This window comes from Streptomyces megasporus, assembly GCF_000718985.1.
In the GTDB taxonomy this organism is placed as follows: Bacteria; Actinomycetota; Actinomycetes; order Streptomycetales; family Streptomycetaceae; genus Streptomyces; species Streptomyces megasporus.
In genome coordinates this window covers 120,555-138,856 of record NZ_JODL01000011.1, presented here as the reverse complement: position 1 = coordinate 138,856, position 18,302 = coordinate 120,555, and the positions used below count along the sequence as shown (strand labels likewise).

Below are 18,302 nucleotides of genomic sequence, written 5' to 3'. Positions count from 1 at the left end.
GGCCGACAAATCCCAAACAGGACAGTCGAGAACGTCGGTCAGCCCAAGAGTCAGACCCACCGGCAACGTCACCACGTCACATCCTCACTGTCAGCCCAGGTCCGGGGCGAGCAGGGCCCGTACGCCCTCGATGTTGGCGTCCAGGTAGGCGCGGAGGGAGGGCGGCACCATCTCCACCGAGGCGATGCCCTCGCGGGTGAAGGGGACGCGGACGATCTCGTACTCGCCGCGGGGCTCGTCCACCTCCGGGCCGTGGCGGCGGGAGAGATCCATGCCGGTCAGTCGGCAGACGAAGAAGTGCTGCACCTTCACGCCGGGGGCGCCGTTCGGGTCCTCGGCGTCCGGGTCCTCGGCGGGGTCGTAGGGAACGGTGTCGACGAAGGCGGGGACCACGTCGGTCGCCTTCGCGCCCAGTTCCTCGTCCAGTTCGCGGTGGAGGGCGTCGACGACGGTGGCGTCCTCCGGCTCGACACCGCCGCCCGGGGTGATCCAGTACGGTTCGCGACCGGGCTTGGTGCGCTTGATCAGGATCAACTCGTCGTCGTCGAACAGGATGGCTCGGGCGGTGCGTTTGACCACAGGGCGTGCGTCGACGGTCATGGGGAAGGTCTCGCCCGGTGCGGTGGGCGCGAAACCTCACCCCGACCCCGCCCGGTCCCGCCCTGCCCGGCCGCGCCCGACCGTGCCCGAACCGCGCACGATGATCGACAGCCGTGATTGGACAATGACGCTCGGTCAACTAGCCTTGACCCCGCGCGTTCCACGCGCGTCGCGTGGGGCGGCTTGAGGCACCAGGGGGGGAGCGTCAAGCCGCCCGCGCCCTTTCGCGCGCCCGTGCCCCGGCCGGTCGTCCGGCGCGTCAGCCCCGCCCGGCGGCGTCCAGCGCCGCCCGGACGTCGGCGATCAGGTCGACCGCGTCCTCCACGCCCACGGACATCCGCACGAAGCCCTCCGGCACCGCGTCCCCGCCCCACCGGCCGCGCCGCTCGGCCGTGGACCGCACGCCGCCGAAGCTGGTCGCCTCGCCCACCAACCGCAGCGCGGCCAGGAAGCGCTCGGCGAAGGCCTTGTCCGGCAGGGTGAACGAGACCACGCAGCCGAAGCGCCGCATCTGCCGGACGGCCACCTCGTGCGCCGGGTCGCCCGGCAGCCCCGGATGCCGGACGTCGCGCACCTCGGGACGTTCGCGCAGCGCCTCGGCGACGGCGAGGGCGTTGACCGCCTGCCGGGCGGTGCGCAGCTCCAGCGTGGCCAGTGAGCGGTGGGCGAGCCAGGTCTCCATCGGCCCCGGAACGGCCCCGACCGTCTTCCGCCACAGCCGTACCGGCGCCGCCGGCTCCGGGCCCCGGCAGGTCACGTAGCCCAGCAGGACGTCACCGTGGCCGGTGAGGGCCTTGGTGCCGCTGGCCACGGAGTAGTCGGCGCCGAGCGCCAGGGGGCGCTGGCCCAGCGGGGTGGCCAGGGTGTTGTCCACGGCGACCAGCGCGCCGCGCTCGTGGGCGGCGTCGACCAGCCGGCGGATGTCGCACACGTCCAGGCCGGGGTTGGAGGGCGACTCGATCCACAGCAGCGTCGCGCCGTCCAGCGCCTCCAACTGCGCGTCACCGCCGGTGGGGGCGGTGCGGACCGTCACGCCGTGGCTCTCCAGGCGCTCCCGCATGGAGACCAGCAGGTTGTAGCCGTCCGAGGGCAGCACCACCACGTCACCGGGCTTCGTCCGCGACAGCAGCACCGCGGAGATCGCGGCCATGCCGGACGCGAAGACGGTGGTGTGCGCCGCCTCGTCACCCGGCGCCTCCAGCTCGCTGATCGCGCGCTCCAGGGCCGCCCAGGTGGGGTTGTCGTCACGGCCGTAGGTGTAGGGGGCGTCCGCCGGATCCCCGGGCAGGTGGTAGTGCGCCGCGAGGACGGGGCCCGGCATCGGCGGCGCGTACGGCTCCTCCTCGGGCAGCCCGGCCCGTACCACCCGCGTTCCGTCGCCGTCGCCGAGCCTGCCGTCCGCCATGTGCCGCTCCTCGCGTTCGTCCTCCGCCCGGCGTCCTCCGACCGGCGCCTTCCCGACCGCCGTTCTCCCCGATCGCCGTTCCCCTCAACCGCTCGACCGCCGTTCTCCCCGGCCGCCGTGCCGGCGCCTTCGAGCGTACGCGCGCCGCTCAGCCGAGCGCGGCCCGGGCTGCCGCGCCGCACCGGGCCCCGTAACCGGAGCCGAAGAGGACGGCGTGCACCAGCAGGTGCTGGAGCTGGTGGAGCGGCAGCCGCGCCCGGAGGCCGGGCAGGGGGCCGACCTCCTCGTACGCGGCCAGCAGCCGCTCCAGGTGCGGACAGCCGAACAGCTCCAGCATCCCCAGGTCGGTCTCCGGCCGGCCGCCCTGCGCGGCCGGGTCGATCAGTCGGGCACGGCCGTCGGCGGACCACAGGACGTTGCCCGACCACAGGTCGCCGTGGACGACGGCGGGCGGCAGGGGCGGCCCGGAGACGCCCGTGCCGTCTCCCGGATCGGCGTACAGCTCCTCGCACAGCCGCTCCACGTCACGGGCGTCCCGACCCGCGATCCCGCCGCCGTCGACGGCCCGTCGCAGCAGGGGCAGCAGCCGCCACTCGGCGTGGAAGGCGGGCCAGTCCTCCGGCGCGGCGGGGGGATCGGCGGGCGAGGGCAGGGGAACCGAGCCGAGGTAGGCGGGGCGGGACGGGTCCGGGTTGCCCCAGGCGCGGGCCGGTGTGGCGTGGAGGGCGGCCAGTTCGCGGCCGAGCCGTTCGGCCTGCGCGGCGTCCGCCCGGCCCGGCTCGACCCACTCCAGCACCAGCACGTCCTCCTCGACGGCCGACACCTCGGGGACGGCGACCGTCCCCGAGGAGGCCAGCAGCTCCAGGCCGGTGGCCTCGGCGGCGAAGAAACCCTCGGGGGCGGGACGGAGGGTCTTGGCGAAGACGGTGCGGCCGTCGGAGAGCGCGACCCGGTAGGCGTCGCAGATGTCGCCGCCGCCCACGGGCCGCATCTCCTCGACCGAGGCTCCGGTCAGAGCGGCCACCTTCCCCCGGAGTCCTTCGGACCCGGGAGGTGCCCCCATCCGGAGTCCTTCGGACCCGGGAGGTGCCCCCATGGCGTCGGACGTCCCGCTCACGGCCGCGCGGCGGCGGTCCCGTCGGCCTCCACCGCCGCCCGCACCTCCTCCAGCAGCCTCGGCACGGCCTCCTCGACGAGGGCCAGGCACTCCTCGAAGCCCTCCATCTCCCCGTAGTACGGGTCGGGGACGTCCAGGTCGCACCCCTCGGCGTCCGCGCCTGGGGCGTACGAGCGCAGCAGCCGGATCTTCGCCGCGTCCCGCGGGGTGGGGGCGAGCGCCCTCAGCTCCCGCAGGTGCCCCTCGTCCAGGGCGATCACCAGGTCCAGCCGTTCGAACCAGTCGCCGCGGAACTGCCGCGCGACGTGCTCCAGGGCGTATCCGGCCGTCTCCAGCACCGTGAGCGTGCGGTGGTCGGCACCGTCGCCCACGTGCCAGCCGCCGGTGCCCGCGCTGCTCACCTCCACCAGGTCCGCCAGCCCGGCCTCCTCCACACGGGCGCGGAAGACGGCCTCGGCCATGGGGGAGCGGCAGATGTTGCCGGTGCAGACGAAGCAGACGCGGTACGGCGGACGGGCGCCGTCACCGGGCGGGGCGTCGGGAAGATCAGGGGTGTCGGAGGGACGAGTGCGCATGCCCTCCATCATCGCCCCTCGGCGGCGCCGTGCCGATGTCCCCCGACCTTCCGCGCTCAGTCACCGTCGGGCAACAGCATGTTCACGGCCCACGACACGATGGAGATGATCAGACCGCCGAGCACGGCGGTCCAGAAACCGTCGACGCGGAAGGCCAGGTCCACCTGCTCGGCGAGCCAGGAGGTGAGCAGCAGCATCAGCGCGTTGATCACCAGGGTGAACAGGCCGAGCGTGAGGATCAGCACCGGGAAGGAGAGCAGTTTCGCGATCGGCTTGACCACGACGTTGACCAGACCGAAGATCAGCGCCACGAGGACCAGCGTGAGAGTCTTGTCGGCGGTGTCGTCACCCGTGAGCGTGATGTCGTCCAGCAGCCACACGGCGACGGCCAGGGCCACGGCGTTGGCGATCGTTTTGACGAGGAAATTCACCATGGTCGAGATCGTCCCAGACACGGACACGGCCGCCTACCGGTGAGGGGTTGAGTACCTGTGAAGGTGTTCCGGCTGGACGAACTGGAGGCGGAGCGGGCCGCCAACGAGGGTGCCTACCTCCAGTTCCTGCGCGAACGGAACATGTCCGTCGGCCTGTACGCCCTGGACAGCGGCCAACTCGACCCACAGCAGCCGCACCGCCAGGACGAGGTGTACTTCGTCGTCAGCGGCCGGGCGCTGATCACCGTCGGGGACGAGACCACCCAGGTGGCGCGCGGCAGCGTGGTCTACGTGCCGGCCGGGGTGCCGCACAAGTTCCACCACGTCTCCGAGGACCTGCGGGTCCTGGTGGTCTTCTCGCCCCCGGAGAGCTGACGGGCCCGGCCTCGGGGTTCCCTAGGGGCCGGATCGGGGAAGGACCGGGGCCGGTGCGTCTCCCGCCGGGCCCCTCGCCCGCCTAGCATCGGAGGCGGAGAAGAGGATCGCGGCACAGGGCCGCGGCCCCGGAACGACCGGGCACGAGGAAGCGGGTAACGGGCATGGACGTCAAGGGGATCTTCGCGGCGCTGCCGTGGTGGGTGAAGTGGGTCGCGATCCCCCTCATCGCGATCTTCGTCTTCGGAGGGCTGATCGCCAACATCGTCGGCTTCATCCTGGGGTTGCTCTTCAAGCTGCTGCTCTTCGCCGCGCTGGTCGGCGGACTGGTCTACGTGGTGCGGAAGTTCACCTCCTCCGGCACCTGACGGACGTCGGTGGCGCCGCGGGCGCGGCTCAGCGCCGCGCCCGACGCCGCCCCCGCCTCCCCCGCGCCCGGTCCCGGCCGTCCCCGCGGTCCGCCACCGCCACCAGCGCGGCCAGCGCCGTCGTCACCGGCACCGAGGCGACCAGGCCGATCGAGCCGATCAGCGTCCGCACGATCTCCTCCGCCACCACCTCGCTGCCGGCGACCGTCCCCATGTCGCTCTCCGCGACGGAGAACAACAGCAGCAGCGGCAGCGAGGCACCCGCGTACGCCAGCACCAGCGTGTTCACCACCGACGCGATGTGGTCGCGTCCGATGCGCATCGCCGCGCCGTAGAGGCGACGCCACCCCGCCCGGGGATCGGCCCGCCGCAACTCCCACACCGCCGAGGTCTGCGTCACCGTCACGTCGTCCAACACGCCCAGCGAGCCGATCAGCACACCGGCGAGCAGCAGGCCGCGGATCTCGATGTCCGGGTAGAGGGTGTGCACCAGACCGGTCTGGTCGTCGGTGTTGCCCGTCAGCTCCGCCCAGCCGATGAACGCCGAACCCAACACCCCGATCAGCAACAGCGACACCAGCGTCCCCAGGACGGCGACGGAGGTGCGGGCGTTGACGCCGTGGCACAGGTACAGCGTCGCCAGCATGATCGCGCTGCCCCCCACCACCGCCACGGCCAGCGGATCGGAGCCCTGGAGTATCGCCGGCAGGATGAACAGCGTCAGCACCGCGAAGCTCGCCGCCAGCCCGACCAGCGCCAGCAGTCCGCGCAGCCGCCCGACGACCACCACCGCCAGCGCGAAGGCGGCGGCCAGCACCACCAACGGGACGGTGCGCCGCACGTCCACCACGCTGTACTGCAACTCGCGCGGCGCCTGGGGCGCGTGGGCCACCACCACCTCCTGGCCGGCCGCCAGGCGGCGGGTGGCGTCCGGGGTGACGATCTCCGGGAACGTGTGGCCCGCGTCCTCGCCCTCGGTGACCTCGACGGTCGCCTTCAGGCACGTGCCGCCTTCCCGCGGCGGCGCGTCCGCCGCGCCCCCGCTCGGACCGGGTTGCCCACCGGCGGCGTTGACGTCCTCGCAGTCCACCTCCTCCACCGCGGTGACCCGTGCGGAGAACATCTCCCGGTCGTAACCGACGCCGCTCTGCCCCTCCTTCCCCTCCGGCGTCCCACCGGGCCACAGCACCACCAGCCCGGTGAGCACCGCCACGGCGAACGGCACCAGCACCACCGCGATGATCCTGCGCAGCCGCGCCGAGACGGGCTCGGCGGGCCCGTGGTGGTGGGCGTGCGAGTGACCGTGACCGGGCACGGACGCGGGCGTGTGGTCGGGCTCGGGCGGCCGTGAGGGGCGGGGGAACGGAGAGCGAGGAGGAGAGTCCACGCCCCGATCATCCCAGGGCGAGGTGGGGGCGCCCTGGCGCGCATCGGGTATCAGCCGCTAGCGTGGGGGCGCTTTTGCACACCGCGGGAGCTCCGAGCACGGGGCTGAGAGGACGCTGACCTCCGTGGGACGGCCACGGGGACACGCTGCGTCGACCGCCGAACCTGTTACCGGGTAATGCCGGCGTAGGGAGTTGGGTCTCATGACCACGCAGGACGCACGCACGCCCGAAAACGCTGCACAGAACGCCGAGAACCTCGAAACCGCCGCCCAGAGCGCCGAACCGCGGCGCGAGATCGGCCGGCACAAGGGCTACCTGAGCGGACCGCGCCCCGACATCCGGGTGCCCGTCCGCCGAGTGCACCTCACCAACGGCAAGGACGTGACGCTGTACGACACGTCCGGTCCGTACACCGATCCGAACATCGACACCGACGTCCGCCGCGGCCTGCCGCCGCTGCGGGAGAACTGGATCATCGCCAGGGGGGACACCGAGGAGTACCCGGGCCGCGAGGTGCGGCCCGAGGACGACGGCATCAGGCACACCTCGCCGCGCGGCGGCCTGCGCAACCTGGACGCCGTCTTCCCCGGCCGTCCCCGTCTGCCGCGCAGGGGCCGCGGCGGCACCACCTCCGTCACGCAACTCGCGTACGCCAAGCGGGGCGAGATCACTCCCGAGATGGAGTTCGTGGCCGTCCGGGAAGGCCGCTCACCGGAGTTCGTCCGCGACGAGATCGCCGCGGGCCGCGCCGTCCTCCCGGCGAACGTCAACCACCCGGAGACCGAGCCGATGATCATCGGCAAGAACTTCCTGGTGAAGGTCAACGCCAACATCGGCAACTCCGCCGTCACCTCCTCCATCGAGGAGGAGGTGGAGAAGATGACCTGGGCGACCAGGTGGGGGGCCGACACCGTGATGGACCTCTCCACCGGCCGCAACATCCACACCACCCGCGAGTGGGTGCTGCGCAACTCCCCCGTCCCCATCGGCACCGTCCCCCTCTACCAGGCGCTGGAGAAGGTCGACGGCAAGGCCGAGGAACTGAGCTGGGAGATCTACAAGGACACCGTCATCGAGCAGTGCGAGCAGGGCGTGGACTACATGACCGTCCACGCCGGCGTCCTGCTGCGCCACGTCCCGCTGACCGCCCACCGCAAGACGGGCATCGTCTCGCGCGGCGGCTCGATCATGGCGGCCTGGTGCCTGGCCCACCACAAGGAGAACTTCCTCTACACCCACTTCGAGGAACTCTGCGAGATCCTGCGCGCCTACGACGTCACCTTCTCCCTCGGCGACGGACTGCGGCCGGGGTCCATCGCGGACGCCAACGACGAGGCGCAGTTCGCCGAGTTGCGCACCCTGGGCGAGCTGAACCGGATCGCCAAGTCCCACGACGTGCAGACGATGATCGAAGGTCCGGGCCACGTCCCGATGCACAAGATCAAGGAGAACGTCGAACTCCAGCAGGAGATCTGCGACGAGGCGCCCTTCTACACCCTCGGCCCGCTCACCACCGACATCGCCCCGGCGTACGACCACATCACCTCCGGCATCGGCGCCGCGATGATCGCCTGGTGGGGCACGGCGATGCTCTGCTACGTCACGCCGAAGGAGCACCTGGGCCTGCCGGACCGCGACGACGTCAAGGCGGGCGTCATCACCTACAAGATCGCCGCCCACGCCGCGGACCTGGCCAAGGGACACCCCCGCGCCCAGGAGTGGGACGACGCGCTCTCCGACGCCCGGTTCGAGTTCCGCTGGGAGGACCAGTTCAACCTGGGCCTCGATCCGGACACGGCCCGCGCCTACCACGACGAGACGCTCCCGGCGGAGCCGGCGAAGACGGCGCACTTCTGCTCGATGTGCGGGCCGAAATTCTGTTCGATGAAGATTAGTAGAAACATCATGGAGGACTATGGAGATTCCATGGAGCTGACCAGCAAGGAGGAGCGCGAAGCCCTCGCAGGCATGCAACAGAAGTCCAAGGAGTTCGCGGAGGCGGGCAACCGCGTCTATCTCCCGATCGCCGACTGATCCCGTCTTCTCCCATGGTGCTGAGTGGCCTCGGTGACCCCGGGGCCGCTCATTCTTCAACGACCGCACGGGAACTGATCGTCACCCTCGGAACTGGGTGAGGGTGTCCAGGTGGCCGAGTGCTTCAGACAGCGAGTGCGCGTAGCCGGTGTTTCCGATGGGCACGGCCGGTGCCATCTCGGTGAATCCGAGATCTGACGGCGTGATCTTCCGCCCCAGCTTCTCGCTCAGCGCTTCCGCCAGGAATGCAGCCGTCTGCGGCTGGATGCCGCCACCGTCCAACCAGCGTTGGACGGAAACGTGAGTGGTCTCGAGGTGGACGCCTTGCCGTGCGGCGATGTCCTGTACACGTCTGGCCAGTCCCTTGTTTGAGGCTCCGGCCTCGGCCATGACGGCGACCAGTCGGTGATTCGGCTCCCTGCGCATGCTCCCCTGCCATCCCGAGAAGGCGTCAGACGGCCATCGTTACACGGAGATTGCCCCTCTGGTCAGGGGGTTCATTGGTGAACCACCGCCCCTCCGTGAATCCCCAGGCGTACACATGGACCCCTCGGCGATCACTCCCACCTGCGTGAAACCCGCCTTTGACTGTTCTCACACGACGGCGGGGGCGCCGCCTCCGCCGATGGGTCGAAGGGGTACGCCATGGAGACGCGCGAAGCAGTACATGAGCCGTTCCTGCGGACTGCGGGCCGCACCCCCCTGGAGCCTGCGTCGCTCTCGGCGGCCGAGCGCTTCCGCGCGGTCATACTCGACGCGGAGTCGCCGGACACTGCACACGTTGCGCGCCGTACGGCGGCGGAAGTGCTCCATGACTGGGAGCTGCGGCACCTGGTGGACGACGTGACGCTGTGCGTCTCGGAACTGGTCGGCAATGCCGTGCACCACGCCACCCCGGACGGCTGGCAGGGCGGGTTCGGCGGGGAACGGCGCATCTCCGTCGCCTTCCGAGCCTGGCCGAAGTGGCTGTTCGTGGAGGTGTGCGACCAGGACTCCACACCGCCGATGCTGCCGACCGGGGACCTCCCCGACCCGCTGGCCTCCGCCGTCTCGTCCGAGATGACGTTGCCGGACCACGGGCGCGGCCTGCTCATCGTGCAGAACCTCGCCGATGCGACTTGGTGGGCGCCTCGGGACACCGGCGGCAAGAGCGTCTTCTGCCGCTTCGACCTAAACGGCTGGGCCAGCTGATGACCGGCCCCTCACAGACTCCGCAGACGCCACAGGCAGCCGGACCCCGATGGGTGCTCATGGGTCCGGGTGGCGTCCTCGGGGACCGCCTGGGGGAGCGGCGAGAACTCCCCGGCGCGGTGGGCGGCTCTCCGGCGGATGGGCCCCCCGGGGAGCCGCCCGGCACGCCACACAGCAGAGAGCGGAAGGGATACCGATGCTGGCACGCTGGTACGTCGAGGCGATCGTTCCGCAGCAGTGTACGAGCAGGTATTGACAACTAGGTGCTGTCAAGTCCTCTGCGGAACAAGGGCGTTGCTTGAGAAAAGCTTGATCACGTGGGGACGGCCTTTCGGAGAGAAGGCTGCGGCTGTTCGGTTCCTCGCGTAGACCAACTTGTGCACACGGTTCCGGAGGTCGTTTAGCTTCCAGAGGAAGCCGCTGGTCGGCGCCTTTGCAGGTGCTTGGCTGGCTGAGAGCCGTCCACAAATAGTCCACGGCCCTGTGACCAATGTTCTAGAGTCTGGTCCTGGCATCGGTGCGAGGGCGGCTACCTCTTGGTGAGACGGCGGCTGCCTTTCTGCCTACTCGAAGCGCCTACTCGGGCTCAACCAGCAGACCTGTCTTCGGGTCGATGCTCCACCCGTCATCCAGCAGTGTTGCCGTCGCCGTCTGCAGATTGAGGTCCGCAACGCTCCATCCTTCCCGCAGTGCGCGGCGGAGCAGCTCCAAGTACAGGTGGCTCGGAGAGGCAGGGCCAGCAGCACCAGCCAGCTCGCGCGTCGCCGCAGCCACCGCTTCAGTCGTCGGCTGCTTGAACGAAGCCTCGGCGTCGTCTTGCGGAACCATCGTCAAGACAAGGTCGAGCGTGGCGACGTGCTCGAAGCCCGAGGCCAGCCCCTTTACGGAGCGCTGACCCTTGTTCAGGATGGCGATCTTCTCCGGCTCGATGCGGAGGCCGGCTGCTGCGACGGCTCGCTGGACGACTGCCCAGATCTTGCCCGAAGAGTTACCGAAGACCATCGAGATGCGCCCGCCAGGCTTCAGGACGCGGCGGCACTGCTTGAGCGACTCCGTCAGCAGTGTCTCGTAGCGGCCCGCCGTGCGCTTCGTACCGGTGGAGCGATCGATCACCGCTTCCTTATCGGCGTCCGTGAAGCCATCCAGCCAGCCCTCCTGGAACAGGGCCATATCCGCGTAGAAGAGGTTCGAACCGAACGGCGGATCCGTGAACACGTAGTCCACGCTCGCGTCCGGCAGGGATAGCTCCGCAGCGCTCTCCGTGACGTACTCCGCAGGCACCATGCCCGCGTCCACGTTATGCGTGAGCGCCTGCGCCCGGATCCAGTCATCAGCCTTCAATACGGCGGTCGTCTTGCGCTCGAAGAGCTCGAAGACGTTCCACTCGTAGAAGACCGGCGCGATGTAGTAGTTCTGGTTCGCGGCATTCAACGGGCGCTTGTGTGACCACTGGTACCGCTTACTCGCCCGCGTCAACGTCGCGGTGAACGCGAACAGCAGCTTCTGGCTCAGGGCGCGGTCCTCAACCCCGCGGATCTCATCGCGCAGGGCTACCAGAGTGCGCAGGTTACGTGGCGAATAGAAAGAAGCTACGGTCGTGTAACCACTCTTACCCAGTGCAGACGCCCGGTACATCTCCCGGTCAGGCGTGATTTCGACGTGGGGGAAGTCCAGGCCATCGACGTCGATGCTCGGCGCGGCGACCGCTGGCTGCTCACGCTGCTTCGAGGAGCAGGCGCAGTTGATGTAGTCGACCACGGGCCGCTCGCCCACGCGCTCGAGCTTGCTCGAGATGCGGGCTGAGCAGTGGGGACAGATCATTTTCGGCTTCGACCATTCCGCGGCCTCGAGCGAGTGGTAGTAGTTCACGGGCTTCTCGCAGCCCGCGCACTTCACCAGGACGCTCCACACGGTCTTCGCGAGCTGGCCGGTTCCACCGCACCCACTGCAGGGGACCTCGTAGATCTTGCCGATAGCGTCCTTGGCCCGCTTGATGACGGCCTGCGCAGCTCTGGTGAATTCATCCCTTTCGACCATATTCAGGTAATTGGAGCCGATATGGCGTCCCAGTACAGAAATGTCCGACAGTCGCGCTTGGCGTCCGGTGATCCGCGCTGCGACCCCGGTCATGCCAGACCCGGCGAACGGGTCAACCACGACGCCGCCGGGCGGGCAGTAGGCCTTGATGAACGGCGTAATCGCGGGCACGGGTACCTTCGTCAGGTAGGCGTGCGCGAGATAGACGGGGTCGCCGCGGCCTACCACGATCTCCTCGGTCATGCCATTCATGTTACTCATAGTCTGTAGACCCATTGTCTGCACCGCCCTAGCGTTCCGAACATCATGACGCAGGCCCCCGACAAGCTTCGCATCCAGCGGCAGCGCGAGACGTTTGGCCGCCGTGTGCGGGAGCACCGTATCTTGGCAGGCCTATCGCAAGAAGAGCTCGCAGAAGCCGCGGGGATCCACCGCACCTACGTCTCTTCGTTGGAACGAGGTCAGCGCAACGTAAGCCTTGACAACATCGTTGCCCTCGCGCGTGCGCTCAAGGTCGATGCCGCACAACTGATCGAAGGTATTTGATGGGTTTCAAAGAAGACGCTGATTTTGCTCGGTTCCTGAGCATGGGAGTCTACGCCGCCGACGCGATAACTCAGGATCTCGAACAAAATCATGGGCATCGCATAATCGAGCTCGAGCGGTACGCCAAGGCAAACAAGGTTTGGCAGACAAAGGTCAAGCGCATGCGTCTGCCCGACCTCATGTGCGTTAGCTGTGGGCGCCGTTTCGAGTCCAAGGGCAAGACGAGGCTTGAGGTCAAGCTCTCCGACTCCACGCTGCCAGGTCGTGCCTGGCGTGACGGAGGAATGCGCTTGGACGACGTCTTCGCCTTCGCGCGTGTCGACATGAAGGCGAACCCCGTGAGGGTGTCGAATCTTGTCTATGTAACTCGGCAGAGCTTGGAAGACGCTCTGGGATCCTCCAAGGAGGGCAACCGAAAGTCTGTATCCGAGGGATCGGAGATGGACCGTAGATGGCCGATGTGGACCCCGGAGTATGCCGGTGAGGTCGTTGCCGTCGACAACGTCCTGAAGAAGGTTCGCGTCACGAAGGGCACCAGCACGTATCTCTATGGGAGCGGTAGCCGTTGGGACACGTTCCACACGTTGGCAGTAGGGACGGCATTCGAGGCCGGCCAGCCGGTCGCGTTCTCCTTTCGCATGGCTGAGGTTGCCTGCCCTGGCGACGGCTCTTGGAACTGGCAGAAGGACCTCCTGTCGACTGACGAGGACATCCGGTTCCCGGCCGTCAAGGCGGCTCGGTTTCTTGGTGTGGAGACGGTCGAGGACATTCTCCTGAGCATTGCGGGCGACGAGGCCAATGACTGGCGCCTGCGCCTCGAAGCGCACGCCAGCCTTGCCCCCACGCGCCCTGCGTCTGTCGCTGCGCTGCGCGTGCTTGCTGAAGGCACTGACTCGACCGATGAGGTTCGCATGGAGGCGGTGTTCTCCCTGTCGGAGATCGACACCGAGGAAGCCGTGGAGGCGCTGTACTCGGTTGCCAGTAGCACGGAGCCAGCGATTCCGGAAGAGGTACGCGCAGCTGCGGCCTGGGGGCTCGGGATTGGGGCTCGCAAGGCGCCTGCCAAGCTCATACGCCTCGTCAACGATCCCAGTGTGCTCGTCTCGACGCATGCAGTGGCGGTTATGCCTTCGGAACTGCCCCAGGAGTGCCTGGAGGAGCTTCTCGACTGGCTTCGCGCCGATGACTTGCACCGGGCCGCTACGGCTGCGCACCTGCTGGCTGAGCGTGATCTCGTCGCCGAGCTTGTAAGCGCCCTCCAGACCGCGCCGGAGGGCGTTCGTAGGCTGATAGTTCTGGCTCTCGGAGACACCTCGCGTGAGGCCGTTTCTGGCCTGCTGAGCCAGCTCGATGTTCAGAGTCGTGCCGGCATCGCCACCCTGTGGGCGAAGAAGGATGACTGGCTCCGTCAGCCGGACACGGACGGCATTCTCGACGCCCTGAAGCTTCAGACGCTTCGCCGGTAGCAGTGGCTCGAACACTGCTGTGTGTCCTGGCGAACCCACCTGTTGGTGATGGTGCCCGTACCCGCGCGAGTCGCACTCGCAGGCGAGCTGCTCGGCTACGACGTGGTCACCATGGGTAACCTCTTCGCAGTCCCGTCGCCTAGCGTTACGGACATCGCCGCCCTTGGGGCGGGCCCTGCTGGCCGGAGGCTCGTGTAGCGCTCCAAGCGCAGCTCGAGGCCTGCGCGGGGGTATTGCTCGCCTACGGTGTAGCGGCTCCGATGGGTCCCGCGCGCCGTCACTACGGGGAGCAGATGGAGTGGCTCAACGGCGCGCTATATGGGCTCCCAGTGCCCCGGTACCAGGTTGGAGGCATGCCCAGGCACCCGTCACGCTGGCAGCGGTGGACGGCCCGACACCACCCACAGCTCGAGTTCCAAGATACTCTGAGCCGTAGCTTTCACTTCCACAGGACGGACAGCACCATGACTCTTTGAGTCAGAGCGTGTCCTATGTGGTGAGGCGGATCAGTCGCTTGTGGCAGGCCAGGGCGGCCGCGAGACCGGGAAAGGCCAGGTAGCTGCGAAGATCCCGCTCGTAGCGGCGGGTGAGGCGGCGATAGCCGGTGAGCCAGGACATGGTCCGCTTGATCACCCAACGATGGCGCCCCAACCGCTCGCTGGACTCGATGCCCTTGCGGGCGGTCCGCACGGCGATCCGCCGGCTGCGGAGCCATCGACACAGGTCAGGGTTGTCGTACGCCTTGTCGGCGTGGAACTTGCCGAACCGATAGTCGCGGCCGCGATCTGGGTCGTGTCTCGATTGGAGATCGGCCAACATCGGCTTCAGCCCCTGGCTGTCGTGGGTGTTACCGGCTGAGATGCCGACCACGAGGGGCAGTCCGGAGCGGTCGGACAGGAGGTGCATCGTGGTACCCGGCCTGCCCCGGTCCACGGGGGCTCGGACCTGTGTGTTCGCCCCTTTTTGGTCCACACGTGAGCCGAGTCGAGCACGATGCGGGAGAGGTCCAGCAGGCCTTTGTCGGCGAGTTTGTCGAGGGCCTGGTGCAGCCGGCCCCACACCCCGGTCTGGGACCAGATCAGGAAGCGGCGGTGGGCGGTGGGCTTGGAGATCCCGAAGCAGGGCGGCAGGGTTCGCCAGGCGCAGCCGCTCGCCAGCACATAGACGATTGCGGCGAACACCGCCTCATCAGGCGCGTTCTGCGTGCCGCCGCCCTGCGGCCGCACCTTCGCCGGTGGCAGCAGCGGCTTGGCGATCTCCCACAGCCCGCCCGGCATGATCCAGCTCCACTTATCCCGTCCCATGGCTGGCCCAACAAGCCACCGCCACATAGGACACGCTCTAAAAGGGGGGCAGTACACGGGTCCGCCGCCGGTCAACCGAGGCCGGTCCGGCTCGAAATACCACCTGATCACCGACGGTCACGGCACCCCACTCGCGGCCCTGCTGACCGGCGGGAACCTCAACGACGTCACCCGGTTGTTGCCCCTGCTCGACGCGGTCCCGCCGATCCGCGGCCGGGTCGGCCGTCCCCGCTGCAAGCCGGACTCGCTGCTCGCCGATCGAGGCTACGACCACGACGCCTAGGGATCGGCTAGGAACGGCGAGCCGACATCCACGAAGCGTTCCTCAAGCTCGCCTGCTGCCTCATCACCCGCCGACAGCTCGGCTCATTGTGTTAGCCGCTTTAAGGAGAAGTTCAACGCCGTCCTCGCTGTTGGCGGCCTGCTTTCGGCTACCGCAACGGTGATCGTTCCTGCTGTGACAGGAGGGTGAATTCCTCCCACCGTCGCCAATCCCAGTCGCTTCTCTGGTACTTGCCGACCTCCTGGATGAACACAGAGGGTAGCTACTCGATGGTGACGGAGTGCCGACCCAAAAGGTCATCCAGATTAATAAGGGGCTTACGTCAGAGCGCGGCCAAAGTCTGGGGTTTCTTGTTCCTGGTTTTCGCGATGGTGTCGCAATCGAGAGTCGTGGCGTCCTCGCGCGTGAGAATTTTGGCGTTTACGGCCTTGCGTATCATGCCATTGAGGTCGGAGGTATGCCGGAGATAGCTGTGCTCCCTGAACACCAAGTCAAAAATTTTTTTGCCGACCTTCGTGGAGCTGGAGGTGAGGACGTGGCTGGCTTCGGCATGCACCTGCTCACCCATGACGAGGATGCGGGTGAGCTCGGTGCCGAGGTGACGCGAATGATGTTTAGCTAGGCGTGTGCTGCGGATGGCTTGTGGCATGGCCTCCTCTCGGTATCGTCGGCCTTGCCGATCTTGACAATTTCTTTTCCGCGGGCCTTTGCGGCTGAGGTCCATGATTCCAACTACGTAGACAACATTGCTGGACTGGCTGGTCGACCTGATCCCTTTTCCAAACTGTGGCTTGCGGGGTGCTGATTATTTCGACTCGCGCATTCGAGTTGCAAGAGATTGGTGTTGCGGGCTTAAGTTGGGAAGGCTGCTCGGCTCATGATGGCGTCACATCCGCATCACCGGCACTTTCATGGCTATCGCAACCCACGGCGAATCTCGGCTCCCATCCCGTCTGCCGTCGACCCACACGCCTGCTCGGCTCTGCCTGGGGCGACGGCAGACGGGATGGGAGTTCCCCACGTGCGCCATCCCCGACCGGCACTCGCGTGCGGCGTCCCGTCCATCCCGGAGCCTGAGCACCCCCGCCGAAGGCATCTATATCTGAGGGCAGGTGGCTGATCGCTGAGCGCGCGGGCCGGGCGGAGCGGGGCGGAGACAAGAGCGCAGGCCCGGCGGCGAGCCGCCTTGAGGGAGTGAAGACAGGCTTCGACAGCGGCGGTTCAGCCGCTGGGCTGGGCCTGGTAGGGGCTGTCGGCGGTGGCGAACGGGATCAGGGTCCGGTGCAGGGCGCGGGTGCCGGTGGACGGGTCGGTCAGGAGTCGGTCGACGCCGAAGAGGGCTTCGCCTTCGTCCAGGGCGAGGAGCGGTCCGGTGGTGGCCGTGGTCTTGGTTCGGTAGGCGCTGGACTCCTCGGCCGGCTCCCAGGCGTCGTGGCCGGTGGTGAAGCGCCCTTCGGTGTCGCGGGTGACGGTGCGGTCGATGGTCAGGACGGGGACCGGGGTTCCGCGGACGAATCTGCCCTTTGCCGTGGATGACCTCGATGAGTCCTTCGCTGCTCAGGGCAGCGATCGCGTTGCGCACGGTGAGCCGGGAGACCTGGTAACGGGCGATGAGCTGGACCCCGAGGAAGGCATGCGCCGCAAGTCCGAGGAGTTCGCGGAGGCGGGCCACCGGGTCTACTTGCCGATCGCGGACTGAGCGACCCTCCGCCGCGCGTTTCCGGCGTCCCCGGCCCACGTTTCCCGGGCCGGGGACGCCCCTCGCGCGCCCCGCGGCCCGGTCGACGGCGGCGCCCGCCCTACGGGCCGGTGTCGTCCCCGGTGAGGGCGCGGGCGTAGTGGGTCAGTGAGCGGCCGTACGCCGGCAGGTGGGGGGAGAGCGCGGTGAGGGTGAGGGCCGCCGCCTCGCGTTCCCGTCCGGCGTCGACGAGGGACAGGGCCAGGAACGCCGTGACCGCGTCGTCCAACTCGTCGGAGGCGGCGTCCCGTTCGGCCGACAGCACCGCGATGCTCTCCTCGGCCCGGCCCAGGTTGCGCAGGGTGCTGCCGAGTTGGATCACGGCCCGGCGCCGCCGCCGCTCGGGCAGCCCGGCGGCGAGGGCCCGGCGGTAGAGCGGGGCGGCCTCCTCCTCGTGGCCGAGGGCGTCGTGGGCCGAGGCAAGCTCGTACAGCGCGACCGCGTCGTCCGGCGGACGCTCGGCGGCCAGGGCCCGGACCTCCCGGAGGAAGTCGTCGGGCTCGTGGTCGTCGAAGGTGTCCCACAGCGCCCCGATCCGCTGCTCCCACCGCGCTTCCGTGGTCGTCATCGCCCCAGCCTCCCAGACCGTCCGGAGCAGTGCCCTCCCCGGCGCCGGCCACGGACACGCGAAGGCGCTCGTCGCCCGCACGCTCGCCGAGGACAGCGGCGCGTGGCAGCGGCGAGTAATCCGGACGGAGCGCGCCGTCGCTTCTCGTGAACAGCGAAACGCACCGTGCCCCGCCTCCGTTCGACGGAGGCGGGGCACGGGCGGTTCGGCTTACTTGTGGAAGGTGATGTATCCGTTGCCGTCGCGGTCGGATCCGCTCTTGGTGTAGGCGTGGACGTCCGCGCGGCTACCGGAGGGCTTGAGCAGGTAGATCGTGTCGCGGTCGTTGTTCCACAGGAAGTTGCAGTTGTTGCGGTAGACCACGTTGTTCTTGTCGGAGTCGGTGCCGCGACCGCCGCGGAGCTTCACGTAGTCACCCGGCTGGAGCGAGTGGCTCGCGGTGAAGGTGAAGCGGTTCCCGGCGGCGTCCTTGACGATGTAGCCCTTGAGGTTGACGGTCGCCGTGGACGAGTAGTTCTTGATCGTCAGGTACTCCTCGTGGGTGTTGCCGGAGGAGCAGTTGTTGGAGTCCTTGCCGGGAGCGTCGTACTGGACTCCGCGGACCTTCAGGGCCGAGCTGTACTCGGCGGCCTGGGCCGGGGTGGCGACGAGGGCGGCCAGCGCACCGGCGGTGACGGCCACGGCTATGACAGGGTGCTTGCGCACGAAAGATCCCCCCCTGGGATGTGATGAAACGACAGGAGCATACATAAACCCATGAGGCGTTGGTTCCGGTCTCGGAACCCCATCCCGGGCACCAACTGCCAAGCGGAGCAACAGTGTTGGTCTCCGACGCGGTTCTCGGCGGTACCGACCTGCGGTTCCGTCGCGGTG

General features: G+C 68.5%; 17 protein-coding genes and 3 pseudogenes. 7 read left to right on the top strand and 13 right to left on the bottom strand.

The window, feature by feature from the left end; genetic code table 11:
- Positions 1–90: 90 nt before the first annotated feature.
- From IF47_RS0112120 to IF47_RS0112100, 5 genes are all read right to left on the bottom strand, one after another.
- Positions 91–600: an NUDIX domain-containing protein gene (locus IF47_RS0112120; RefSeq protein WP_031508715.1), complete on the bottom strand. Its 510-nt coding sequence runs from the start codon at positions 598–600 to the stop codon at positions 91–93.
- A gap of 259 nt (positions 601–859) precedes the next feature.
- Positions 860–2,005, bottom strand: a complete 1,146-nt coding sequence (locus IF47_RS0112115) for a cystathionine gamma-lyase (protein WP_031508714.1) — start codon at positions 2,003–2,005, stop codon at positions 860–862.
- A gap of 148 nt (positions 2,006–2,153) precedes the next feature.
- Entirely contained in the window at positions 2,154–3,029 is an 876-nt protein-coding gene (locus IF47_RS0112110; protein WP_281179466.1) for a fructosamine kinase family protein, read from the bottom strand.
- An 89-nt stretch (positions 3,030–3,118) separates the two neighbouring features.
- Complete coding sequence (locus tag IF47_RS0112105; protein WP_078591761.1) at positions 3,119–3,706, bottom strand: low molecular weight protein-tyrosine-phosphatase; 588 nt, start codon at positions 3,704–3,706, stop codon at positions 3,119–3,121.
- 47 nt (positions 3,707–3,753) lie between these two features.
- Positions 3,754–4,131 (bottom strand): phage holin family protein, encoded by a 378-nt coding sequence (locus tag IF47_RS0112100; protein ID WP_031508710.1) that lies wholly within the window; start codon positions 4,129–4,131, stop codon positions 3,754–3,756.
- Between the two features lie 57 nt (positions 4,132–4,188).
- Between IF47_RS0112100 and IF47_RS0112095 the strand changes: the two genes are divergently transcribed.
- Positions 4,189–4,506, top strand: coding sequence for a cupin domain-containing protein (locus IF47_RS0112095; RefSeq protein ID WP_031508708.1), 318 nt, complete (start codon positions 4,189–4,191; stop codon positions 4,504–4,506).
- A 164-nt stretch (positions 4,507–4,670) separates the two neighbouring features.
- Positions 4,671–4,874, top strand: coding sequence for a DUF5326 family protein (locus IF47_RS0112090; protein ID WP_031508707.1), 204 nt, complete (start codon positions 4,671–4,673; stop codon positions 4,872–4,874).
- Between the two features lie 28 nt (positions 4,875–4,902).
- Here IF47_RS0112090 and IF47_RS0112085 read toward each other — a convergent pair whose 3' ends face one another.
- A complete protein-coding gene (locus IF47_RS0112085; protein ID WP_078591755.1) occupies positions 4,903–6,261 on the bottom strand; it encodes a YibE/F family protein in 1,359 nt (452 codons plus the stop codon).
- A gap of 202 nt (positions 6,262–6,463) precedes the next feature.
- Between IF47_RS0112085 and thiC the strand changes: the two genes are divergently transcribed.
- Positions 6,464–8,296 (top strand): phosphomethylpyrimidine synthase ThiC, encoded by a 1,833-nt coding sequence (gene thiC, locus IF47_RS0112080; protein ID WP_031508705.1) that lies wholly within the window; start codon positions 6,464–6,466, stop codon positions 8,294–8,296.
- 81 nt (positions 8,297–8,377) lie between these two features.
- Here the strand turns inward: thiC and IF47_RS0112075 are convergent, their stop codons facing one another.
- Positions 8,378–8,722: a hypothetical protein gene (locus IF47_RS0112075; protein WP_169745210.1), complete on the bottom strand. Its 345-nt coding sequence runs from the start codon at positions 8,720–8,722 to the stop codon at positions 8,378–8,380.
- Positions 8,723–8,941: 219 nt separating this feature from the next.
- Here IF47_RS0112075 and IF47_RS0112070 point away from each other — a divergent pair, with 219 nt between their 5' ends.
- The gene (locus IF47_RS0112070; RefSeq protein WP_078591754.1) at positions 8,942–9,487 is read left to right on the top strand and encodes an ATP-binding protein; all 546 of its coding nucleotides are present in this window, start codon (positions 8,942–8,944) and stop codon (positions 9,485–9,487) included.
- A 576-nt stretch (positions 9,488–10,063) separates the two neighbouring features.
- Here IF47_RS0112070 and IF47_RS0112065 read toward each other — a convergent pair.
- Complete coding sequence (locus tag IF47_RS0112065) at positions 10,064–11,767, bottom strand: DNA methyltransferase (protein WP_245641091.1); 1,704 nt, start codon at positions 11,765–11,767, stop codon at positions 10,064–10,066.
- Between the two features lie 63 nt (positions 11,768–11,830).
- On the opposite strand from IF47_RS0112065, the gene IF47_RS0112060 reads away from it, so the two are divergent.
- Both IF47_RS0112060 and IF47_RS0112055 read left to right on the top strand, forming a co-directional pair.
- Positions 11,831–12,070, top strand: coding sequence for a helix-turn-helix domain-containing protein (locus IF47_RS0112060; RefSeq protein ID WP_051717497.1), 240 nt, complete (start codon positions 11,831–11,833; stop codon positions 12,068–12,070).
- Positions 12,070–13,536, top strand: a complete 1,467-nt coding sequence (locus IF47_RS0112055; RefSeq protein ID WP_031508698.1) for a HEAT repeat domain-containing protein — start codon at positions 12,070–12,072, stop codon at positions 13,534–13,536. The genes IF47_RS0112060 and IF47_RS0112055 overlap by 1 nt, the downstream gene beginning before the upstream one ends.
- A 489-nt stretch (positions 13,537–14,025) precedes the next feature.
- Here IF47_RS0112055 and IF47_RS30155 read toward each other — a convergent pair.
- Positions 14,026–14,840 (bottom strand): annotated as a pseudogene (locus IF47_RS30155) (IS5 family transposase).
- Between the two features lie 34 nt (positions 14,841–14,874).
- On the opposite strand from IF47_RS30155, the pseudogene IF47_RS27735 reads away from it, so the two are divergent.
- A pseudogene (locus IF47_RS27735) lies at positions 14,875–15,218 on the top strand (transposase); the annotation flags it as partial.
- Between the two features lie 227 nt (positions 15,219–15,445).
- On the opposite strand, the gene IF47_RS0112035 reads toward IF47_RS27735, so the two are convergent.
- From IF47_RS0112035 to IF47_RS0112020, 4 genes and pseudogenes are all read right to left on the bottom strand, one after another.
- A complete protein-coding gene (locus tag IF47_RS0112035) occupies positions 15,446–15,772 on the bottom strand; it encodes a hypothetical protein (RefSeq protein ID WP_031508695.1) in 327 nt (108 codons plus the stop codon).
- A gap of 599 nt (positions 15,773–16,371) precedes the next feature.
- Positions 16,372–16,741, bottom strand: a pseudogene (locus tag IF47_RS29355) (GntR family transcriptional regulator); the annotation flags it as partial.
- A 181-nt stretch (positions 16,742–16,922) separates the two neighbouring features.
- Positions 16,923–17,429, bottom strand: a complete 507-nt coding sequence (locus tag IF47_RS0112025; protein WP_031508692.1) for a tetratricopeptide repeat protein — start codon at positions 17,427–17,429, stop codon at positions 16,923–16,925.
- Positions 17,430–17,639: 210 nt separating this feature from the next.
- Positions 17,640–18,134 (bottom strand): lamin tail domain-containing protein, encoded by a 495-nt coding sequence (locus IF47_RS0112020; protein ID WP_031508691.1) that lies wholly within the window; start codon positions 18,132–18,134, stop codon positions 17,640–17,642.
- Positions 18,135–18,302: the final 168 nt, after the last annotated feature.